Below are 18,989 nucleotides of genomic sequence, written 5' to 3'. Positions count from 1 at the left end.
GACAACCATAAGAAAGCGCGAAAATAAATGCTAAAGGCTTCCGCCGTCTTGGCGGAACAATATTGAATTTAAGGGCGTTTAACGCCCTTTAGAAACTTCATGCAAAAATATTCACTGAGATGAAAGGCGGTAGTCACGCCAATGAGGGGCACAGAAACTAAAGTTAGTGTTCAGAATTACCGTGAGAAGCCTCTTCTTGAGATTTACTGCGAATCCCAAATAGCCCCTTGCGCTCAGTTATACCCTCCGGCTCCGGCTGCAGAAAACTGCGCAATTTATCTTTTTCCCACATGGCATCCTGATAGCCGAGATCGATAAGTTCTTCGATATATGGTCTTTCAAATAATAGATAACTGGCTGCAGAAACACCGCCACCGGGATTGGTCGCACCCGTAGAGCGGAATAACCAGCGTAGCGCCGAGGGAGGTGACCAAGTTTTCTGCCACTAAGACGCCCTAAACTCTGCGAGGGCTCAATAACAACCGACTCTACCGAACGCAACAATTTCAAATCCGAATGATCTGTTGGATCCACATAGTCAAGTAACATATTTACTCGATCCAGATGCTCCAAGTCTGCCTCCAAGCTATCGATAAATGCGGCATTGAATAACTGAGCAGCTATTTGCGCCATCGAAGGGGACTCCATCTGCGCAGGACTGTTGCGACTCCCCCAATGGGCTGGAGAACGGTTGTCCGACACACCCACCACAAAGACACGCTTGGCACCGAGATGCAGTGCCGGACTAATCGGGGCCATCAGACGAATGGCACCATCGCAAAAATAAACTCCATCCAATTTGACCGCCGGGAAAATGGCAGGAATTGCTGCTGACGCCAACAGGTGGTCCGAGGTTAATTGAGTGGGCACTCCAAAGCGACGAAACCGCTGCCATCCTTTAACATTCTCCGCCCCCTGAAAAAAGCTGACGGACTGCCCTTCACTATAAGAAAGCGCATTAACACTTGTGGCATGCAAATGCCCAGCCGAAATATTTTTTTGAATATTGTCAAAGTTTATCTCGCGCTCAACCAAGCTGCGCAGCGGACTGTTATCCAGGAGTGCCAAAGGTTTTTGTCTACCCACACCTTGGTTCAAGAGCGAACGACTGATAGAAAACAGGTTTCCAAGTAAACTACGCCAACTGGTGCGATAAACCTGCTCAACACTAAGCTGCAACCAAACAGAGCACATTCTGTCGACAGCTTCTTTAAAGGTACCTGTATGAGAGGCGAGAAGCATCGCGTTCATAGCTCCTGCAGAGGTGCCGCAGATTATTTGAAAGGGCCGAGGATTATCTTCTGGAACCAGTTCCGCAAGCGCCCTTAAAACGCCCGCTTGATAGGCAGCACGCGCCCCCCCCAGAGAGAACCAGAGCATTACGCTGGCCAGGTTTGTTACTTTCACTGTTACTTGTCGACAAAGTTTTCTTCCAATACAACAAGCCCGCAAACAACAGAGTCCGCTTAAAGGCTATTGAGAAAAAAGCCCATATACAACTCAGATTCAGAGTTGCCGGGGATATTTGGTAAGATAAATAGAATCTTTTAAGTGTACTTATTATTCTAAATCGATAGATCTATTAGAGAGCCATATCTACAACGTAACGACCTATTCCATGCCCTCTATTTAAGCGCGCAAGAAACTCTGGAGCTTGATCAAGGCTAATATTCTCTGCAATACTGTCGAGCTTATCGCCGATATACCACTCACTGGCCAACCGCTTCCATACTTCTGCCTTCTTTTCTATTGGCAAAACAGCGCTATCCACACCCAACAAACTAATACCGCGCAAGATAAATGGAAATACATTGGCGTGAAATTGAGCACCTGAAGCCATACCACAAGCAGCCACTCCGCCGCCGTAGCGCAGGGATTTAATGACATTAAAAAGCGTTTCCCCGCCCACAGTATCTACAGCCCAAGCCCACAATGGCTTGGCCATCGCTTTATTGGCAAAAGGGGCCAGCGTATCCCGGTCGAGAACCTTCCATGCGCCCAATCTCGCCAAATAATCAGCAGACTCCAACTTTCCCGTCACTGCTGCGACACGAAAGCCTAGCTTCGCCAGCAAGGCGACGGCAACAGAGCCGACGCCCCCGGTTGAACCTGTTACCAGAATCTCTCCATCCTCAGGAGATGCGCCGGACTCCAGGAGCTTTTCCACACAAAGCGCGGCGGTAAAACCCGCCGTACCCAGTGCCATAGACTCCCAAGCTGTTAGGCCCTCGGGGACTGGCAAGGCCCATTGCGGAGGAACGGCAATACGCTCTGCAAGTCCACCAGAAGTATTCATGCCCAAATCGTAGCCATTGACCAATAATTCGGCACCCGGTTGAAACGTCTTGCTCCGATCGAACAGCACTTTGCCCACCGCATCAATACCCGGGGTATGGGGGTAGGCATTAGTAATCCCACGATTGCCAAACGCAGATAAAGAATCTTTGAAATTCAAGGATGAATAACTTACGGCCAACAGCAAGGGGTTATCGGGAAGCTCAGAAAGCTGACGCTCAACAACAGACTGGTCAAATTTTCCCGAAGCTACTTCGGCAACCTGAATTGCCCGAAATTTTTCATCCCTATCTATTTCCATGGGGTATATCCCGCAGCACTATCAACCTGTAACGTTACAACTATTGCGCCTGATGACGCAGAGCTGCCAGCCGTGAAAAGAGACGAGTGACCGCCGATTCCACACCGGCTTCTGCCGCCAGCCCTATTTTCTTAGCTATATTTTTCCGTTCTTTGAATTCCACCTGATATAAGTCGCAGTCCTTAGCACAACTGGTCAAGTACTCATCTGACGTTTTCAGCTCATCGACCAGTCCCAAGGATAGGGCTTTTTGCCCGAACCAAACCTCGCCCGTGGCAACTTTGTCGACGTCGAGTTTTTGACGGTACTCCCCGACAAAGTGCTGAAACAGAATATGGATCTCATCTAAATCTTCTTGGAACTTCTGTTTACCTTCCTCAGTATTTTCACCAAACATGGTCACAGTGCGCTTGTACTGGCCCGCAGTAAACAGTTCGTAATCGATATCATTGCGCTTCAGCAAGCGGTTAAAATTCGGCATCTGAGCTAAAACACCAATAGAACCCAACATCGCAAAGGGTGCTGCCAGGATACGGTCTGCAACACAGGCCATCATATAGCCCCCACTGGCAGCCACTTTATCGACCGCAATAGTCAAATGGATACCTGCACTGCGAATCCTGGTTAACTGGCTGGCGGCCAAACCATAGTTCGCCACCATGCCCCCAGGGCTTTCAAGACAAAGGAGAACTTCATCTCCGGACTCTGCCACTTGAAGAATGGCCGTCACCTCTTCACGCAAATGGGAAAGCGCACTCGCTTTGATATCCCCATTAAATTGCAAAACAAAGACACGCTTGCGCTCGGAGACCAACTCCCTTTTATACCCTTGGACTCATGCTCTCCTTCCTCTTTAGCAACGTCGGAAGAAGTAGCAGCACTTTTTTCAGGCTGCTTTTTGCTCTCAGCTTTATGTTTTTTAGCCAGGGCTTTTTCCTGAGTCTTCTTTTCTTTCGCCATTTGCTTTTTACGACGGGCGAATTCGTGCTTATCCATCACAGCTTCAAGCAGTGTTTCTTTAAACTGCTCATAGCGATCATTCAAATGTGTAACTGTGATATGCCCCTGAACACGCTCTTTCAGCTGCTCTCGATTTGCAAAAATAAAACCTATCAACACCATTAAGGCCACGACAACCGTAACAATTTTGGCTAGAAAAAGGCCGTATTCAATTAAAAATTCCACTTAGACTCCATTTTCCGTCTTAACTAATTTTTATTTAGCTTCAGTATTTTACTACCAACCTTCCAGGGCGGAAGTTGCTCGCTGATTAAGGGGGCGAGCCAACAAACCGCTGTGGCTAATACGCACCTCGTAAACCGCACCGTCCTCCATAGGTAGAAATGTGGCACTGCCATATACCGCATCAACAAAGGGCAACTTGCGATCAACACCGCGTACAAACTGCCAGACATCCACGCCATAGTTCGCCCCCTCTATTTCATGGACAGAACGCTCGCGAGCTCGCTCATCCTGTAGCGTGAGATAGCGACCACTCAACCTGTCCAGACGATAAGCAGGCTTAATTCCCCAGCGGGCTAATGGACCCTGCCACTTGAGCATTCGGGCATCCAACTGCCACTGATCCCCAAGCAATTCAAACTTTTGCGCTATACCATCCGCATCAGAAAACTTGACTTCAAATTGCTGCTCGGCAATTTTACGAAACGAAACAATACCAACACTGTGCTCTTCAGCCAGGTTTCTATAGCTGTAAACATCTGCAGCAATCAGAACAATCCAAAGGGCAGTTGCAAAAAGAAAAAGACCGGCGGAGCCACGTATAAACCCCAGGAACCAATTTCCTGATAGCAGGACTCGCGCCCCCCAAAACACAAACAACAACGCCAGGATGGCAATAATAAAGGTAATCGCTATATACATTATGATTTCTACTCCCTGATACTGCGCAACATCTTTAAACCAACCTTACGGGCGGTTCTTCGCTGCAGCCTTTTCGACAAAAGTGTGGATCAAGCGGCCGGACAGGGTTTGTATGGGCGGTATAGCTGGCAATGAACTGTAGTGGAACCAGTTTGCCTCTTCTATCTCATTGGGGTCCAAGCACAATCCCCCACCTTGCCACTCCGCCAAATACCCGATCATCAACTGCCCGGGAAAAGGCCAGGATTGGCTCCCCACATACTCCAGGGCACCCACTTTGAGCCCCACTTCCTCATAGACTTCACGCACCAGCGCTTGTTCTGCACTCTCACCGGGCTCTATAAACCCAGCGAGGGCCGTATAAGTTGCATTTCGACGCGAGGCATGACGAGCTAAGAGACACTCATCTCCCCGTGTAACAAGCATAATTACACAGGGGGAGATTCTGGGGTAGACAGTAAGATCACAAGCCGGGCAGGTGCGAGCGCGATCATTAGAGTGATAGATGGTGGGAGTGCCACAACGACCGCAAAATCGATGTTGGCTATCCCAATGGGAAATCTGTAGCGCCCGCCCAGCCAATGCAAACATCGGCTCCTCAACCAAAGTCAGCAGGCTGCGCAGGTTTCGCCATTCATAGCCGGCAATTTCAACCTGGCGAGACAAAACGTGGACACCACACGCCCGCCCACTTAGCTCTCCCAAATAGTGGCTGGATTGAACAGCCTCTGCTACCAATACCTGGGCGTCGTGGAGGAAAAAATCTCCTCGGCAGAGAATCAGCCCATCAGCAATCAGGATATGCTGGGAAAATTCCGGTACTGCCCACACATTACCTGCTGGGACAAACGTATCTACCAAGGAGACCTCCTTAATTATGCGGCCTCAACGGGATAACCCAGAGCAGTCAAGCTTTCGATAGCGAGACTGAGGGATTGAATATCTGCTTGCCTATGCAGCTTTACCTCTCCCAGGTAGTACTCAAGGCTGATAATCGCATCGGCAAAAATATGTAAAGATTGCTCTACTTCAGGGCCGGCATCATGACGGTCGATAACAGTTTCAACAAAGTTCAGCAAACCTTCAACTACGGCCGCCGCTCTACTTAAGTTGAGAACGATCAAGCCTCCGCGCACTGAGTTCAAAGTAGTGGAAACATTGCGAATATGGCCATGATCAAAGTCGGACTCTGCATAGGCCGCCAGCGCTCTCTTAATCAACGCCAAACCGGCTTCAGCCTCTTTAAGTACAGCCACTTCCGCTTCCGCCAGCTGGCTGTGCTCAAAGGCAATATCCGCATGACCGTATTCATCCAGATCAATAGAAGTACTCTGCTTGAGCGCTCTTACCGTGCTATCGACCATCAACACCTGGCCTGTCAGTTTTTGCAGTGCGCTGTCCGCTATGGAACCACCCGCGCCGGAGGCACTCTGGTATTCCGCAACCGCGCTGCGCAGACTCTCTCCAACCCGCTTAAAATTGAGCATCTGCAAGGTACCGGCCACTCTCTGTAGAGAAGAAGCGAGGCCATCTTCTGCATCCAAGGTAGTAGTACCAATTAACTCAGCGTCATCCAACATCCGGCGCACACCGGACAACTCCTCCTCTAAGGCGTTAGCAACTGCGGTAATTGCCGTGGCGCCGGGGCCTCCAAGGGTGGCTCGCTCCCGCTCTAATTCCTCTTCGCTGTAATCAAGAGGCTCTGCGGAGAAGGCCTCCAGCAACTTGCCACCAAAGCCCTCGGGCTTGGAAAGAGTCAGCCAATAGAGGCACTCTTTCAGCAAAATCGGTGGCGCAGGCTGATCTAAAGCTGTATCACACTCTTTTTGTAATGCTCGCAGCCAGCGATCAAACATACTGAAAACCATCACCCGGGATCGACTGATGCGCATTTCCTGGGAGGCCATGCCTGCAAGTGCCGCCCCTGCTACCACCCATAAACGCCCATTTGGGCGCCCCATGGTGATGCTTGCGATTCTCTCAAGGGCGCGAGACATCATCGTGTACGCTGGGCCCCGAGGTTTACCTCGCAACAGAGCCAACAAACCAACCTGGTACATATGGCGGAATCGGCGAACAAAACTATTCAAGTCTTCCGACATTACCGCAGAAGCCCCTGCACCAGGCACAGCCCCCTCCAAGTTACAACGGAAAAAATGACTTTCCGGCACAGGGGGCTGAGACCGGGCCGCACGCAAATTATTGATATAGGGAATCAGCAATTCTGGACGGGCAATGGCACGACTTTGGACAAAATCCAAGTAGCGTCCCATTACGTAAAAACCTGTGCCCAGCGCTTCCATCAGTTCTTCTGAGGCGCTCTGTCTCTCCTCTAACACCTCTGTAAGCGCTTTGATTTTCTCTTGGGCGAGGAGCTCAGCTGCCTGGAGCTGCACCATCTGCAATACTCCACTAACCTGCCTGAGTGCAGCCAAACTCTGTTCGAGAGCCTGCTTTTGGGAAGTATCCGCGGCAAATTTATCCAAGTGTGAGGCGGCATTATCGATGGTAGCTACCAGCTCATCCTTCACTACATTGACAGAAGTGATATTGATCTTGCGCAATTCAGTCTTTGGCTGCACCGCTGCATTCTTCCTATAATCGAACAAAAAACAACCAGATCAGGATGATTCTGGCCTCATTAAGGGCAATTTACCCCAATAAATAAAAGAGTCCACCTTTCGCCAAACAATTTCCACCGAATAATCGACAAATAACCTGGCGGCGGGGCTGAAGCCCCTAAATTACTTGAATTTTCCGGAAAACCCAGTAGCGTTTGCTACTTTCAAGTTTAAAGCTGTACATTTTTTTGTGTTAAAGAACAAAAACCAATCAATCTGTGCACAATAAACCCGGGGAAGCACGCAGCGATAATTGAGCTCAGGTATCTATTTCGCATACACCGCCGATTCCCAAAGATTCCATTTTGACCCACACCAATGGGTTAACCAAGGAAGTAAATGATGAACACTTACAACAACACCATTGCGGCATCCGGCGGCGGATTTGGTCGCGCCTTTGCCGAAAATTTTCTCGGCGAAGCGCCTGACTGGTACAAATTGACCATAGCCGCCTTTTTGCTTCTCAACCCATTAATACTGTATGTATCGGGGCCTTTTGTAACAGGCTGGGTCCTTATTGGTGAATTCATTTTTACCCTGGCGATGGCCCTGAAGTGTTACCCACTTCAACCCGGCGGACTACTCGCAATTGAAGCCGTATTGATGGGTATGACAAGCACCGATGCCGTCTACCACGAGGTAGTTGAGAATATCGAAGTTATTCTGCTGCTAATGTTTATGGTGGCCGGCATTTACTTCATGAAGAGCCTGCTTCTATTTGTATTCACTAAAATTTTGATTAATGTGAATTCAAAATCTCTGCTGTCACTACTTTTCTGTGCTGTATCTGCAGTACTGTCAGCATTCTTAGATGCCTTGACCGTAACTGCTGTTCTGATTGCGGTTGCCGTAGGCTTTTACTCAGTCTATCACCGGGTCGCCTCCCAGCAGCCACACCACCACAACGACCACGACCACTCCAACGATGAGCATGTCGTGGAGTATCACCGCGAAGACTTGGACCAGTTTCGAGCCTACCTTCGCAGCCTGATCATGCATGGCGCCGTAGGCACTGCTCTCGGTGGTGTTTGCACCTTGGTTGGAGAACCGCAAAACCTACTGATCGCTGAGAAAGCCGGGTGGGAATTTGTACAGTTTTTCCTGCAGATGGCCCCAGTAACCATTCCAACATTCTTTGCCGGCCTAGTTACTTGTTTCTTTTTAGAGAAAATTAAAATGTTTGGCTATGGAGCCCAGCTCCCTAGCGCCGTACGTGAGGTACTGGTTAATTTTTCCAAAGAGGAAGAAAAGAAGCGCACCTCGGCTCAGGTTGCCGAGCTGTGGATTCAGGGCATTGTCGCTGTGGTTCTGGTTTTTGCCCTGGCATTTCATGTTGCCGAAGTCGGTATCATTGGCCTGATGATTATTGTACTTCTGACCTCGTTTAACGGCGTTGTTCAAGAAGCTAGAATCGGCCACGCGTTTGAAGAGGCACTGCCATTTACTGCACTGCTCGTGGTTTTCTTTGCAATTGTTGCAGTGATTCACCAGCAACACCTATTCGAGCCTGTAACCAACTTCGTTCTCGCACAAAAGCCCGAACAGCAGCCAGGATTGCTATTCATGGCAAACGGTATCTTGTCGATGATTAGCGACAATGTTTTTGTGGCAACGGTTTATATTAACGAAGTTAAAGCTGCCCTCACTGCAGGCGACATTACCCGAGAACATTTTGACAAGCTGGCCATTGCCATCAATACCGGAACCAACCTACCCAGCGTTGCCACTCCCAATGGACAAGCTGCATTTTTGTTCCTGCTGACATCGGCCCTGGCACCTCTCATACGCCTATCTTATGGCCGCATGGTGATCATGGCTCTGCCCTACACCATCGTACTGAGTATTGTTGCTTTGATTTGCGTGGTCTACGCGATCTAAAGAGAGCTTGTATTAGAGACTATCTGGATGGGTGGGGATTGATAATTCCCACCCACTCAGAAAAAGAAAAGCACAATAAACATCAAGGTTAAAGAGAACACCTCTTCATTGATGTGCTACCAGAAGTGTTTGCCCGCTGATTTCTCCAGCAAACCTAGCATCGATTGATGCGCTTCAGCTTCCTGTGGCGTAGCACGCGCTACTAGCAGGGGCGCGCGATCTGCCGATAAGCGACGAATGGCTTCACCCGCCACATCATTTTCCGCCTTCTTACCTTCCTCCCCTTCCGAGGAATCACCCTGTGCCAACACCAAATCGGTTTGGCCACCGGTCATCATCAGGTAGACGTCGGCAAGAATCTCCGCATCCAGTAATGCGCCGTGCAAATCCCGCTGGGAGTTATCGACAAAGTAGCGCTTACAAAGGGCGTCCAGATTGTTTTTCTGCCCAGGGTGCTTTTCCCGGGCCATTGTCAGGGTATCCAAAACCCCACAATGCGCATTGACATTGCGCCAGCGCGGATTACCCAGCAGCCTCAGCTCAGCATCAATAAAACCGACATCGAAGGGCGCGTTGTGAATAACCAGCTCTGCACCTTCACAGAAGGTCATAAATTCATCGGCGACTTGAGCGAATACGGGTTTGTCCGCCAGGAATTCATTAGTAATTCCATGGACCTCAATAGCCCCATCTTCCACTTGTCGCTGCGGGTTGATGTACTGGTGATAGTGACGGCCAGTCAACTTCCGGTTAACCAGCTCTACGCAACCAATTTCAATAATACGATGGCCGCTTTTGGGATCGAGACCTGTTGTCTCTGTATCGAGAACCACTTGACGCATATGCAATATTCCCCTCAGGACTCCAGCTCATCGACGCCGCGATTTGCCAACTGATCGGCCCGCTCATTGCCTGGGTGGCCGGCATGACCTTTAACCCAGTGCCACTCCACATCATGCTGGGAGACGCTCTCATCCAACTGCCGCCATAGGTCTGCATTTTTGACAGGCTTCTTACTCGCCGTTTTCCAACCGTTCTTTTTCCAGTTGTTAATCCAGCCGGTAATGCCCTGGCGCAGGTACTGTGAGTCAGTATGTAAATCAACTTTGCACGGCTGTTTAAGAGCCTCCAGAGCTTTGATTGCAGCTAACAATTCCATACGATTATTGGTGGTATGCGCCTCCCCACCAAACAACTCTTTCTCCCGCTCACCGTACACCAACAGGGCACCCCAACCGCCGGGACCAGGATTACCGCGACAAGCGCCATCTGTATAGATAGTAATTTGTTTCAAAACTTACGCCAAAATTAGATATGGGGCCGATTTTCAGCGAAATCAGCGCTTTTGATGCTTCCCGCGTGCTGCAACGCGAGGGCTCGACGGGGTGGCAACCAAAGCGGGCTTTCTCTCGGCCCGCCAATTGATTTTAATAGTGCGAACACGTGCCACTTCTTTGCGGGCGACTATGATGTAAAAGCCCCCCATGGCAAGTGCAAGCGGGAGCCAAGGCGCTCCATCCAAGCCGTCTTGGAAAGCAATTCCTTTTGCTGTAATGGCAAGCGGAAGAAGCCGCGATCTACCCTCTCAGCCTGCAAGTCCAACAGATTCATCCAGTCGGCAATTCGAGCAGCACGCAGTTGATTTCCGCGCTGGTAAGCCCCCTGGAAAATAGCAGGCGGGACAAGCCGAGCAAGGAAAACGGGTTAAACCCGATTAGCAGCATATGACCACCGGGTATCAAAACCCTGGCCGCCTCTCTCAATACTTGGTGGGGATGACTGGAAAAGTCCAAAAGGTGATGCAGCAGTACTACATCGATTGAATCGGCGGGGAGGGGCAGTTGCTCGAACTCCACTATCGCAGCCCCGCCCTGCTCAGAAGTTGCCCCCAATCGAAAACGATGATTGATACGGCTGGAGGCGCCAAAGTCAACGGACTGGGTCACACTGGCCTGTAGAAAGTGGTAACCGAAAAAGCCCTCCACTAAGGGTTGGGCCAACGCCAGCTGTTGCGAGAGAATCTCCTCTCCCAGCGAACTGGAAAACCAATGGGATAGCGCTGGGCAGACCTTGCCAAGAGGGGATTGCTCCTCATCATTACCAGGCCTGCTCTTTCCGGTCATCATATCTCCATTGATCAATCTAACAGCTATTCAATTCTACACTCGGGCGATGTTTCCAGGGCCTTACTCTAAGTAAACCAGTCCTCAGGTAACAATTCACACCGTCTCACGCCTTCCATGATATTGTTCTGCTATTCAGCGAAAAGACGATTCGATTATGCTATCCATCACGCCAATCCCCGCCTTTAATGACAACTATATCTGGCACCTGCAAAAAGATGGCCAGCACTGGGTAGTCGACCCTGGTGATGCTGTGCCAGTAGAAAAGGCCCTAGAGGGGACCAGGCTCAGCGGCATTCTCATTACTCATCACCACTATGACCATACCGGTGGCATCGAAACGCTTTGCCACCAGTACCAGTGCCCTGTCTATGGCCCCGAGCACATACCTGGTGTCACTCACCCCATTGCCGGTGGAGATTCCTTACAGGTCCTTGGCATGCCCTTCCAGGTACACGCTGTTCCGGGGCACACTCTAGACCACTTAGCTTTGGTTTTGAATGAAACCACAGCAGCAGGCGGTGAACAATTACACCTTTTTTGTGGTGACACTCTTTTTTCCGCTGGCTGCGGCAGGTTGTTCGAAGGCACTCCAGAGCAGATGTACCATTCTCTGCAAAAGCTCAGTAAATTACCCGCCGCAACTTTTGTTTATCCTGCACACGAGTACACACTCGCCAACCTGAAGTTTGCCCAAGCGGTAGAGCCTAACAATCAAGCCATTGAGGCAAGGGTTGCTCAGTGCAAAGCCTTGAGAGTAGAAAACAAGCCAACTTTGCCTTCAACTATCGCCCTTGAGCTAGACACCAACCCATTTCTTCGCTGTCAGTATCCGGAAGTTAGGCAGACAGCTATCAATTCGAGACCGGAGTTAAATGACGGAAGCGATAACGTAGATATTTTTGCGAGCTTGCGCGGCTGGAAGGACAACTTCTAAACGCCCAACTTCACCTAAACTCCTCTCAGGCTGGGTGATAAACTAGCAATTCGCATACTTTTTAACCGTCAATATTGACCGAAACTAATTTGCCTAATTAGAATCGAAAGTAATTGACCAAATGCCTGGCGCTTTACCAATAATTGTTCTGAAATGCGTCAGGATGAATTACAAGAAAGACTCGCGGATATCACACATGGTTCACAAGAATTTTGCCGTAGCATTACTAGCCGCTACGGTAGGGGCCTGCTCGCAATTACCGGAACAGGCCTCTGCGCCTGAAACTGAAAATATCCCTGCAGAGGAAACCTCTGTCGCGAGTGACCGAGCTGTTAAAAAACACGAACCCTCTGAAGCGGTCCCTCCCCCGTAGACATCTGGGCAAGACTTCGTCAGGGGTTCGCCCTGGATCACCACACCAGCGACCCCAAGGTTAAGGAATATATTGCTTACTTCGCCCGCAACGAGGGCTATATGGCTCGGGTAACGGAGCGCTCTCGTCGCTATATTTTCCATGTTGCAGAACAGCTGGAACAGGCAAATCTCCCACTTGAATTAGCGCTGCTCCCCATTGTCGAGAGTGCATACGACCCCTTCGCCTACTCCCACGCCCGGGCTTCCGGTATGTGGCAGTTTATCCCGGCCACCGGGCGCTCTTTCGGGCTCGAGCAAAACTGGTGGTATGACGGACGCCGCGATGTCCATGAATCCACCCAGGCTGCGGCAAAGTACTTCAACTACCTACACGATCGCTTTGATGGGGACTGGGAGCTGGCACTCGCTGCTTACAACGCCGGTGAGGGAACGGTTCGCAGAGCCGTAGAGCGCAATCGTCGCAACGGGCTTGGCACCAGTTATTGGGATCTCAAACTGCCGCGGGAAACCAAGCGCTATGTACCCCAGCTGCTGGCTCTGGCGGAGGTTATATCCCGCCCGGACCATTACAAAATCCCACTGCATGATGTCTCCAATGAGCCCTACTACGCCCGTGTCGATGTAGGCAGTCAGATCGATCTGGCCCAAGCTGCGGAACTTGCAGAAATTGAGATAGAAGAGCTGTACCTACTGAACCCAGGCTATAACCGCTGGGCAACCGACCCCAACGGAAACCACCAACTACTGATTCCAATAGAGACCCAGGAAAAGTTTGAGAGCGCCCTGGCACAACTTCCCAAGGAAGAGAGGGTAAGCTGGCAGCGCTACACCATTGCCCGAGGCGACACCCTTTCCACTATCGCTCGACGCTACCAGACCACCGTCGGAGCGATACGCGAAACAAACAAACTACGCAGCAATAATATTCGCGCCGGTAAAACACTGTTAATCCCCAGCGCATCGGGCCCCGCGGGACAGTATGCCTACGCACTCGATCAGCGAGTTAAACGCAAGCAGTCTTCTGGCAAGGGCCAGAAAGTTAATTACACTGTACGCCCTGGCGACAGCCTTTGGGGGATTTCACGCAAGCTGGATGTGACCGTAAAGCAACTGGCCAGCTGGAACAGCATGGCACCGGGAGACACCCTGCGCCCTGGACGCACCCTGGTGGCTTACAACGGCTCCCCCGCAGTATCAGAGAACAACCGCACTACCCGCAAGGTTTCTTACCGGGTACGCAGCGGCGACTCTCTATATCGGATAGCCAATAAATTCAGTATCGAAATCGATGATATTCTCCGCTGGAATAAGATAAACAAGTCCAAGTATTTACAACCCGGACAGCGCTTAACCTTATTTGTGGATAGTGCCAGCAACACTTAAAGCGCACCCTACCCTACAGGGAGTTAGCCATAAAAAAACCCGGCAATTGCCGGGTTTTTTTATGGCTCAATAACAACCGTTACTCGGCAGAAGAGGCCAGATCGATTTTTGCCTGATCGGACAAGTAGCGCTGGATAGCTGCTAACTCTGCCCCACCATTTACAGAGGCCAATTGCTGCATCAGTGCCTGACGCTGCTCTTTGCTCTGCTTGGACAGTTCGCCCGGGCGCACGCTGCGCAGATCGAGAACTACCAGATCACCATTATTTGTAGCGAAGCTGGTCACTTCATCTTTGCCAGCAGATGGTGCAGGCAATGCAAATGCCTTGGCATTAATCTCACCGCGCTGAGCAAAACCACCGCGGCGAGTTTTATCACTGGTCTCCAGGGTTAAACCTTGCGCTTCTGCCAGTTCTGCAAAACTAGTACCAGTAGCGAGCTTCTCTTTAAGCTCTTCCGCTTGCTTAGCCAATTGCTCACTGGCCTTATCACGCTTCAAACGGTCAACAATTTGCTGGCGAACCTCTTCCAGAGGGTAGGTACCCGCGGGCTTAGAGTCGGTGACCCGCAAAACGACAGAGTGCTCATTGTTCAGGTTGATCACATCTGAAGTATTGCCATCTTCCTTCACTTCCACAGAGAAAGCAGCCTCGATAACCTGCCCGTTAGAAAGGACGCCAGATGCGCTCTCGCGCGAAAACAGATTGGCAGTCTTCAGGGGAACACCCAACTCTTCAGCGGGCTCAGCCAGGTTATCCGCGTTGTATGCCAGATCGGCAAGACGGGACAAGGCATCAACAAACTCGCGCTCGGCAACGGACGCACGCAGTCGCTTTTCGATCGCCACTTTTTGCTCTTCGAAGCTCGGCGGTTCACTCTGCTCTACTTCCAACAACTTGATAAAGTGAGTTCCACTATCGGTGGTCACTGGAGCAGAAACCTGACCCACTTCCAGCGCGGCCAAGGCCTGCTCGAATGCCTCTGGGAATACATCACCTGTGGTGTAACCCAACTCACCGCCTTCCTCCGCAGAGCCTACGTCTTGGGAGTAAGTCTTTGCCAACTCGGCGAAATCTTCGCCGGCATCCAGTTTGCTCTGAATCTCAGCAATTTTTTCTGCGTCAGCTTCTTCAAGCAAAATATGTGCAGCTCGACGGCGAAGTTCCGATGCGAAACCTTTCAGCTCTTGCTCGTACTGAGCGCGAACATCGCTTTCAGAAATATCAATGTTACCGGCAAATACTTCAGGAGTTAGCTCAATATACTCAACCGCCACCTGCTCTGGACGCTGGTATTGCCCTTGATTCTCCTGGTAGTACTGTTCTACTTCAGCATCCGAAACCTGAGTCTCTGCTAGCAGGCCTTCAACTGGCATCACCACGTAATCAAAATCACGCTCTTCCATAGAGGCCGCAACAATCTGCTCTGCATCCGCCTGGGTAGTAAAAGCACTTTCAACAACACTGTTTGCGTACTGCTCCAGCGCCATATCATTTTCCATAATCTGGCGGAAGCCTGCAGGGCTATACCCCATACGACGCAAAGCATCGCGGTACATTTGCGGATCAAAACTGCCGTTCACCTGAAAAGCCGGAATTCCCACGATCGCTCTGTCGACCGCCGCAGAGCTCATCACCATACCACTGTCCTGAGCAGCTTGGCGCATCACAGCACTGGAAACCAACTGGCGTAAAACTGGCTCACGCAACTGCTCATCGCTGATTAAATCAGCGGGCACATCTTCGCCGTACTGACTAATGATCATATTGCGGCGATTTTGAATTGCGCGTTGCAAATCCAAGTTTGTAATTTTTTCGCCATTAACCTCGGCTACCGCATCGGCAGCACCTCCACTGGCACCGGTGAAGAAATCAATTCCCCCAATGACCATAATAAAACCGAAAAAGGCTGCGACAATAATCGCGGCTGTCCCTTTCAGGTTGTCACGCATGGACTGAAGCATGCTCAGCTCCGAAAATTAATTGTTTTTAACTACTATCAGATACAAAAAAGGCGTATCCCAACTGACACGCCTCTTTGACATTCAGACTCTTTTACAAAGTCTCAAAGCCTGCTGAAAACTTAGTTTACAGCGTCTTTCAGGGCTTTACCGGCCTTGAAGTTAGGAATTTTTGCCGCAGCGATTTCAATGGGATCGCCAGTGCGAGGATTGCGACCAGTACGAGCTGCACGCTCTTTCACAGCAAAGGTACCAAAGCCAACGAGGGCAACTTGATCACCTTTTTTTAGGGCATCAGTGATGCTATCAACCATTGCGTCCAAAGCACGGCCAGCTGCTGCTTTTGGAATATCTGCAGATGCGGCAATTGCTTCAATCAGTTCGGACTTATTCACGCTTAATCCCTCTGTTCTTTTTAAATATGCTTCGGGTGGTCTACAAAAGACACCCATACTTTAAATTTTTTAGCCTTCGGCAATTTACGCGCCGGGCAATAAGCCCCGTTTTATACCAACTGCCCAGAAGCGGGTCAAGGAACCATGCGGGTTTCCGGGCAGATGCACACTTTTCAAGCAGCGTAGATAGCCTGATTGGCGAAGTTTTGGCCTTGCAAGTTGTAAAGGGGCGACAAAAGTCACCCCTTTACAAGAGTCAGTGAGTTTGGATTCCTCGCTGCGAGCGCTCCTCTGCCTTTTTCTGTAAGGCGGAATACTCTTCATCAGACAGGGATTCAGGCTTGTGTTCGAGCGCCAGCTCAAGTACCTGATCGATCCACTTAACGGGCCTAACTACCAAGTCCTGGAGAATATTATCGGGAATATCCTTCAGGTCTCGCTCATTATCAGCAGGAATCAGTACAGTTTTTATACCGCCCCGATGCGCTGCCAATAACTTTTCTTTAAGACCACCAATTCTTAAAACTTCTCCACGCAGAGTAATTTCTCCAGTCATCGCCACATCTGAGCGAACGGGAATATCCGTCAGTACAGACACCAAAGCGGTGCACATGGCAATACCCGCCGAAGGGCCATCTTTGGGGGTGGCACCTTCAGGCACGTGGATATGAATATCGCGAGTCTCGTGGAAGTCCGGACCTATTCCCAGTGCCTGGGAGCGCGAACGCACAACCGTCAAGGCCGCCTGGATAGACTCCTGCATAACATCGCCAAGGGAGCCGGTTTTGATCATGCGCCCTTTGCCCGGCACAGCTGAAGCCTCAATGTTAAGAAGCTCACCACCCACCTCGGTCCAGGCGAGACCGGTAACAATTCCGATTTTGTCCTCTTCTTCTGCGCGGCCAAAATCAAACTTGCGAACACCGAGAAGCTCTTCAAGTTGCTCTGGCTGTATTACAGCCTTCTTCTCTGAAGGATTGCGAACGTGCTCCGTTACTACCTTGCGGCAGATCTTGGCAATCTCCCGGTCCAGGCCACGCACACCTGCTTCACGGGTGTAGTAGCGGACAATATCTCGGATACTGTCATCAGAGAGATCCAGCTCATCATCTTTAAGGCCGTTGGCCTTGCGCTGCTTCGGCACAAGATAACGCTGAGCAATATTCAGTTTTTCGTCCTCGGTATAACCGGGGATTCGAATAACTTCCATACGATCCAGCAACGGGCCTGGAATATTCATTGAGTTAGAGGTGCAGACAAACATCACATCGGAAAGGTCGTAATCCACTTCCAAGTAGTGATCATTGAAGGTTTTATTCTGCTCCGGATCCAAAACCTCAAGAAGCGCTGAGGCGGGATCGCCGCGCTGATCCATCCCCATTTTGTCGACTTCGTCGAGCAGGAACAGGGGATTCTTCACTCCAACTTTCGAAATTTTCTGAATCAGCTTGCCCGGCAATGAGCCAATATAAGTGCGTCGATGCCCGCGAATCTCAGCTTCATCACGAACGCCGCCCAGGGCCATACGCACATACTGACGATTTGTTGCTCGGGCGATAGATTGACCGAGGGAGGTTTTACCCACCCCGGGAGGCCCAACCAAGCACAAGATCGGCCCTTTCACTTTCTTCACTCGCTTCTGTACTGCGAGGTATTCCAGAATCCGCTCTTTAACCTCTTCCAAGCCGTAGTGTTCTTTCTCGAGAATTTCCTCGGCTTTAACCAAATCGTGTCTCACCCGGCTGGCTTTTTTCCAGGGCAGGCTCAACATCCAGTCGATATAACTGCGTAAAACCGAAGCTTCCGCAGACATAGGCGACATCATTTTCAATTTAGCCAGCTCAGCGCGGGTTTTCTTCTCTGCCTCCGCACTCATGCCGGATTCGGCAATTTTGTTTTCCAGCTCTTCAATTTCATTGGGCTCTTCGGTGATCTCGCCCAATTCTTTTTGAATCGCCTTCATCTGCTCATTGAGATAGTACTCGCGTTGGCTTTTCTCCATCTGCTTTTTCACACGCCCACGAATGCGTTTTTCCACCTGGATCAGGTCGATTTCAGCATCCATAAGGCCCAGCAAATGCTCCAAACGCTCTTTAACACTGAGAGTCTCCAGAAGCTCTTGCTTCTGAGCCAACTCAAGGGACATATGCGCAGAAATGGTATCTGCCAAGCGGCCAGGTTCATCAATTCCCGACAGAGAGGTAATAACCTCATTGGGGACTTTCTTACTTACAGAAACGTACTGTTCAAACTGAGACATCACAGAGCGCACAAGGGCATCTGCTTCGCCTTCCGGCAACTCCTGCGTTTCCATCGGCGAAACGGTCGCCTCGAAATGGTTCTCCCTCTCCATCACTTCGTGGATATTTACGCGCTCCCCCTTCTACCAGCACCTTCACAGTGCCATCGGGGAGTTTGAGTAACTGCAAGACACTGGCAATAGTGCCCACGCGATAGATATCGTCTGCACCTGGGTCATCCTCAGATGCCTTTCGCTGCGCCACAAGCAATACCTGCTTATCCCTGCGCATGGCCTCTTCCAGGGCCTCTATGGACTTTTCCCTGCCGACAAAAAGCGGGATCACCATATGGGGGTAAACAACAACATCGCGCAATGGCAACAACGGATATTCAAGTGTGGTGTCGGATGACTGATCCATAGAACTCCTCTCGGCCCTATCACTGGGTATTTGGCGCGGCATCATGCTGCTGTTGGAATTGACAGCTTAACCTGGGCCACCGCCCTTCAGATGCTAGTAATGGGGGGAAGGGCCCGAAATACAAGTCTAATCTCGCGACCAATTTGTGCCGAGCTAAGAGTGCTATTCGAGCCAGGA

General features: G+C 50.5%; 15 protein-coding genes and 2 pseudogenes. 4 read left to right on the top strand and 13 right to left on the bottom strand.

The annotated features are described in order from the left end of the window. Positions 1-237: 237 nt before the first annotated feature. The 6 genes and pseudogenes from QT397_11780 to QT397_11755 form a co-directional block, all read right to left on the bottom strand. The gene (locus tag QT397_11780; protein ID WNZ57972.1) at positions 238-1,407 is read right to left on the bottom strand and encodes a patatin-like phospholipase family protein; all 1,170 of its coding nucleotides are present in this window, start codon (positions 1,405-1,407) and stop codon (positions 238-240) included. 175 nt (positions 1,408-1,582) lie between these two features. Beyond that, a complete protein-coding gene (locus QT397_11775) occupies positions 1,583-2,596 on the bottom strand; it encodes a YhdH/YhfP family quinone oxidoreductase (GenBank protein ID WNZ57971.1) in 1,014 nt (337 codons plus the stop codon). 40 nt (positions 2,597-2,636) lie between these two features. Further along, positions 2,637-3,781: pseudogene (gene sohB, locus QT397_11770) on the bottom strand (protease SohB). 51 nt (positions 3,782-3,832) lie between these two features. Beyond that, complete coding sequence (locus tag QT397_11765; GenBank protein ID WNZ57970.1) at positions 3,833-4,480, bottom strand: cation/multidrug efflux pump; 648 nt, start codon at positions 4,478-4,480, stop codon at positions 3,833-3,835. 45 nt (positions 4,481-4,525) lie between these two features. Next, the gene (gene nudC / locus QT397_11760; GenBank protein WNZ57969.1) at positions 4,526-5,341 is read right to left on the bottom strand and encodes an NAD(+) diphosphatase; all 816 of its coding nucleotides are present in this window, start codon (positions 5,339-5,341) and stop codon (positions 4,526-4,528) included. Positions 5,342-5,355: 14 nt separating this feature from the next. Beyond that, a complete protein-coding gene (locus tag QT397_11755; protein WNZ57968.1) occupies positions 5,356-7,062 on the bottom strand; it encodes a hypothetical protein in 1,707 nt (568 codons plus the stop codon). 381 nt (positions 7,063-7,443) lie between these two features. On the opposite strand from QT397_11755, the gene nhaB reads away from it, so the two are divergent. Next, a complete protein-coding gene (nhaB, locus tag QT397_11750) occupies positions 7,444-8,979 on the top strand; it encodes a sodium/proton antiporter NhaB (protein ID WNZ58536.1) in 1,536 nt (511 codons plus the stop codon). Between the two features lie 116 nt (positions 8,980-9,095). Here the strand turns inward: nhaB and dnaQ are convergent, their stop codons facing one another. From dnaQ to QT397_11730, 4 genes are all read right to left on the bottom strand, one after another. Next, positions 9,096-9,821 carry a DNA polymerase III subunit epsilon gene (dnaQ, locus tag QT397_11745; protein ID WNZ57967.1) on the bottom strand — a complete coding sequence of 242 codons (726 nt, stop codon included), beginning with the start codon at positions 9,819-9,821 and terminating at the stop codon, positions 9,096-9,098. A gap of 14 nt (positions 9,822-9,835) precedes the next feature. Further along, on the bottom strand, positions 9,836-10,273 hold the full coding sequence (gene rnhA, locus QT397_11740; GenBank protein WNZ57966.1) for a ribonuclease HI: 438 nt from the start codon (positions 10,271-10,273) through the stop codon (positions 9,836-9,838). 170 nt (positions 10,274-10,443) lie between these two features. Next, positions 10,444-10,590 (bottom strand): hypothetical protein, encoded by a 147-nt coding sequence (locus QT397_11735; GenBank protein ID WNZ57965.1) that lies wholly within the window; start codon positions 10,588-10,590, stop codon positions 10,444-10,446. After that, positions 10,587-11,105 (bottom strand): methyltransferase domain-containing protein, encoded by a 519-nt coding sequence (locus QT397_11730; protein WNZ57964.1) that lies wholly within the window; start codon positions 11,103-11,105, stop codon positions 10,587-10,589. The genes QT397_11735 and QT397_11730 overlap by 4 nt, the downstream gene beginning before the upstream one ends. Before the next feature lie 154 nt (positions 11,106-11,259). Between QT397_11730 and gloB the strand changes: the two genes are divergently transcribed. From gloB to QT397_11715, 3 genes are all read left to right on the top strand, one after another. Beyond that, entirely contained in the window at positions 11,260-12,039 is a 780-nt protein-coding gene (gene gloB, locus QT397_11725; protein ID WNZ57963.1) for a hydroxyacylglutathione hydrolase, read from the top strand. 196 nt (positions 12,040-12,235) lie between these two features. Further along, positions 12,236-12,412 carry a hypothetical protein gene (locus QT397_11720; protein WNZ57962.1) on the top strand — a complete coding sequence of 59 codons (177 nt, stop codon included), beginning with the start codon at positions 12,236-12,238 and terminating at the stop codon, positions 12,410-12,412. Between the two features lie 101 nt (positions 12,413-12,513). Beyond that, a complete protein-coding gene (locus QT397_11715) occupies positions 12,514-13,797 on the top strand; it encodes a LysM peptidoglycan-binding domain-containing protein (protein WNZ57961.1) in 1,284 nt (427 codons plus the stop codon). Between the two features lie 79 nt (positions 13,798-13,876). On the opposite strand, the gene QT397_11710 is transcribed toward QT397_11715, so the two are convergent. The 3 genes and pseudogenes from QT397_11710 to lon all read right to left on the bottom strand — a co-directional run bounded on the left by QT397_11710 (position 13,877) and on the right by lon (position 18,812). Next, entirely contained in the window at positions 13,877-15,760 is a 1,884-nt protein-coding gene (locus tag QT397_11710; GenBank protein WNZ57960.1) for a SurA N-terminal domain-containing protein, read from the bottom strand. A 119-nt stretch (positions 15,761-15,879) separates the two neighbouring features. Further along, positions 15,880-16,209 (bottom strand): HU family DNA-binding protein, encoded by a 330-nt coding sequence (locus QT397_11705; protein ID WNZ57959.1) that lies wholly within the window; start codon positions 16,207-16,209, stop codon positions 15,880-15,882. Positions 16,210-16,408: 199 nt separating this feature from the next. Further along, positions 16,409-18,812: pseudogene (gene lon / locus QT397_11700) on the bottom strand (endopeptidase La). Positions 18,813-18,989: the final 177 nt, after the last annotated feature.

It is taken from the genome of Microbulbifer sp. MKSA007 (genome assembly GCA_032615215.1).
Lineage (GTDB): Bacteria > Pseudomonadota > Gammaproteobacteria > Pseudomonadales > Cellvibrionaceae > Microbulbifer.
This window is presented reverse-complemented; position numbering and strand designations above follow the sequence as displayed.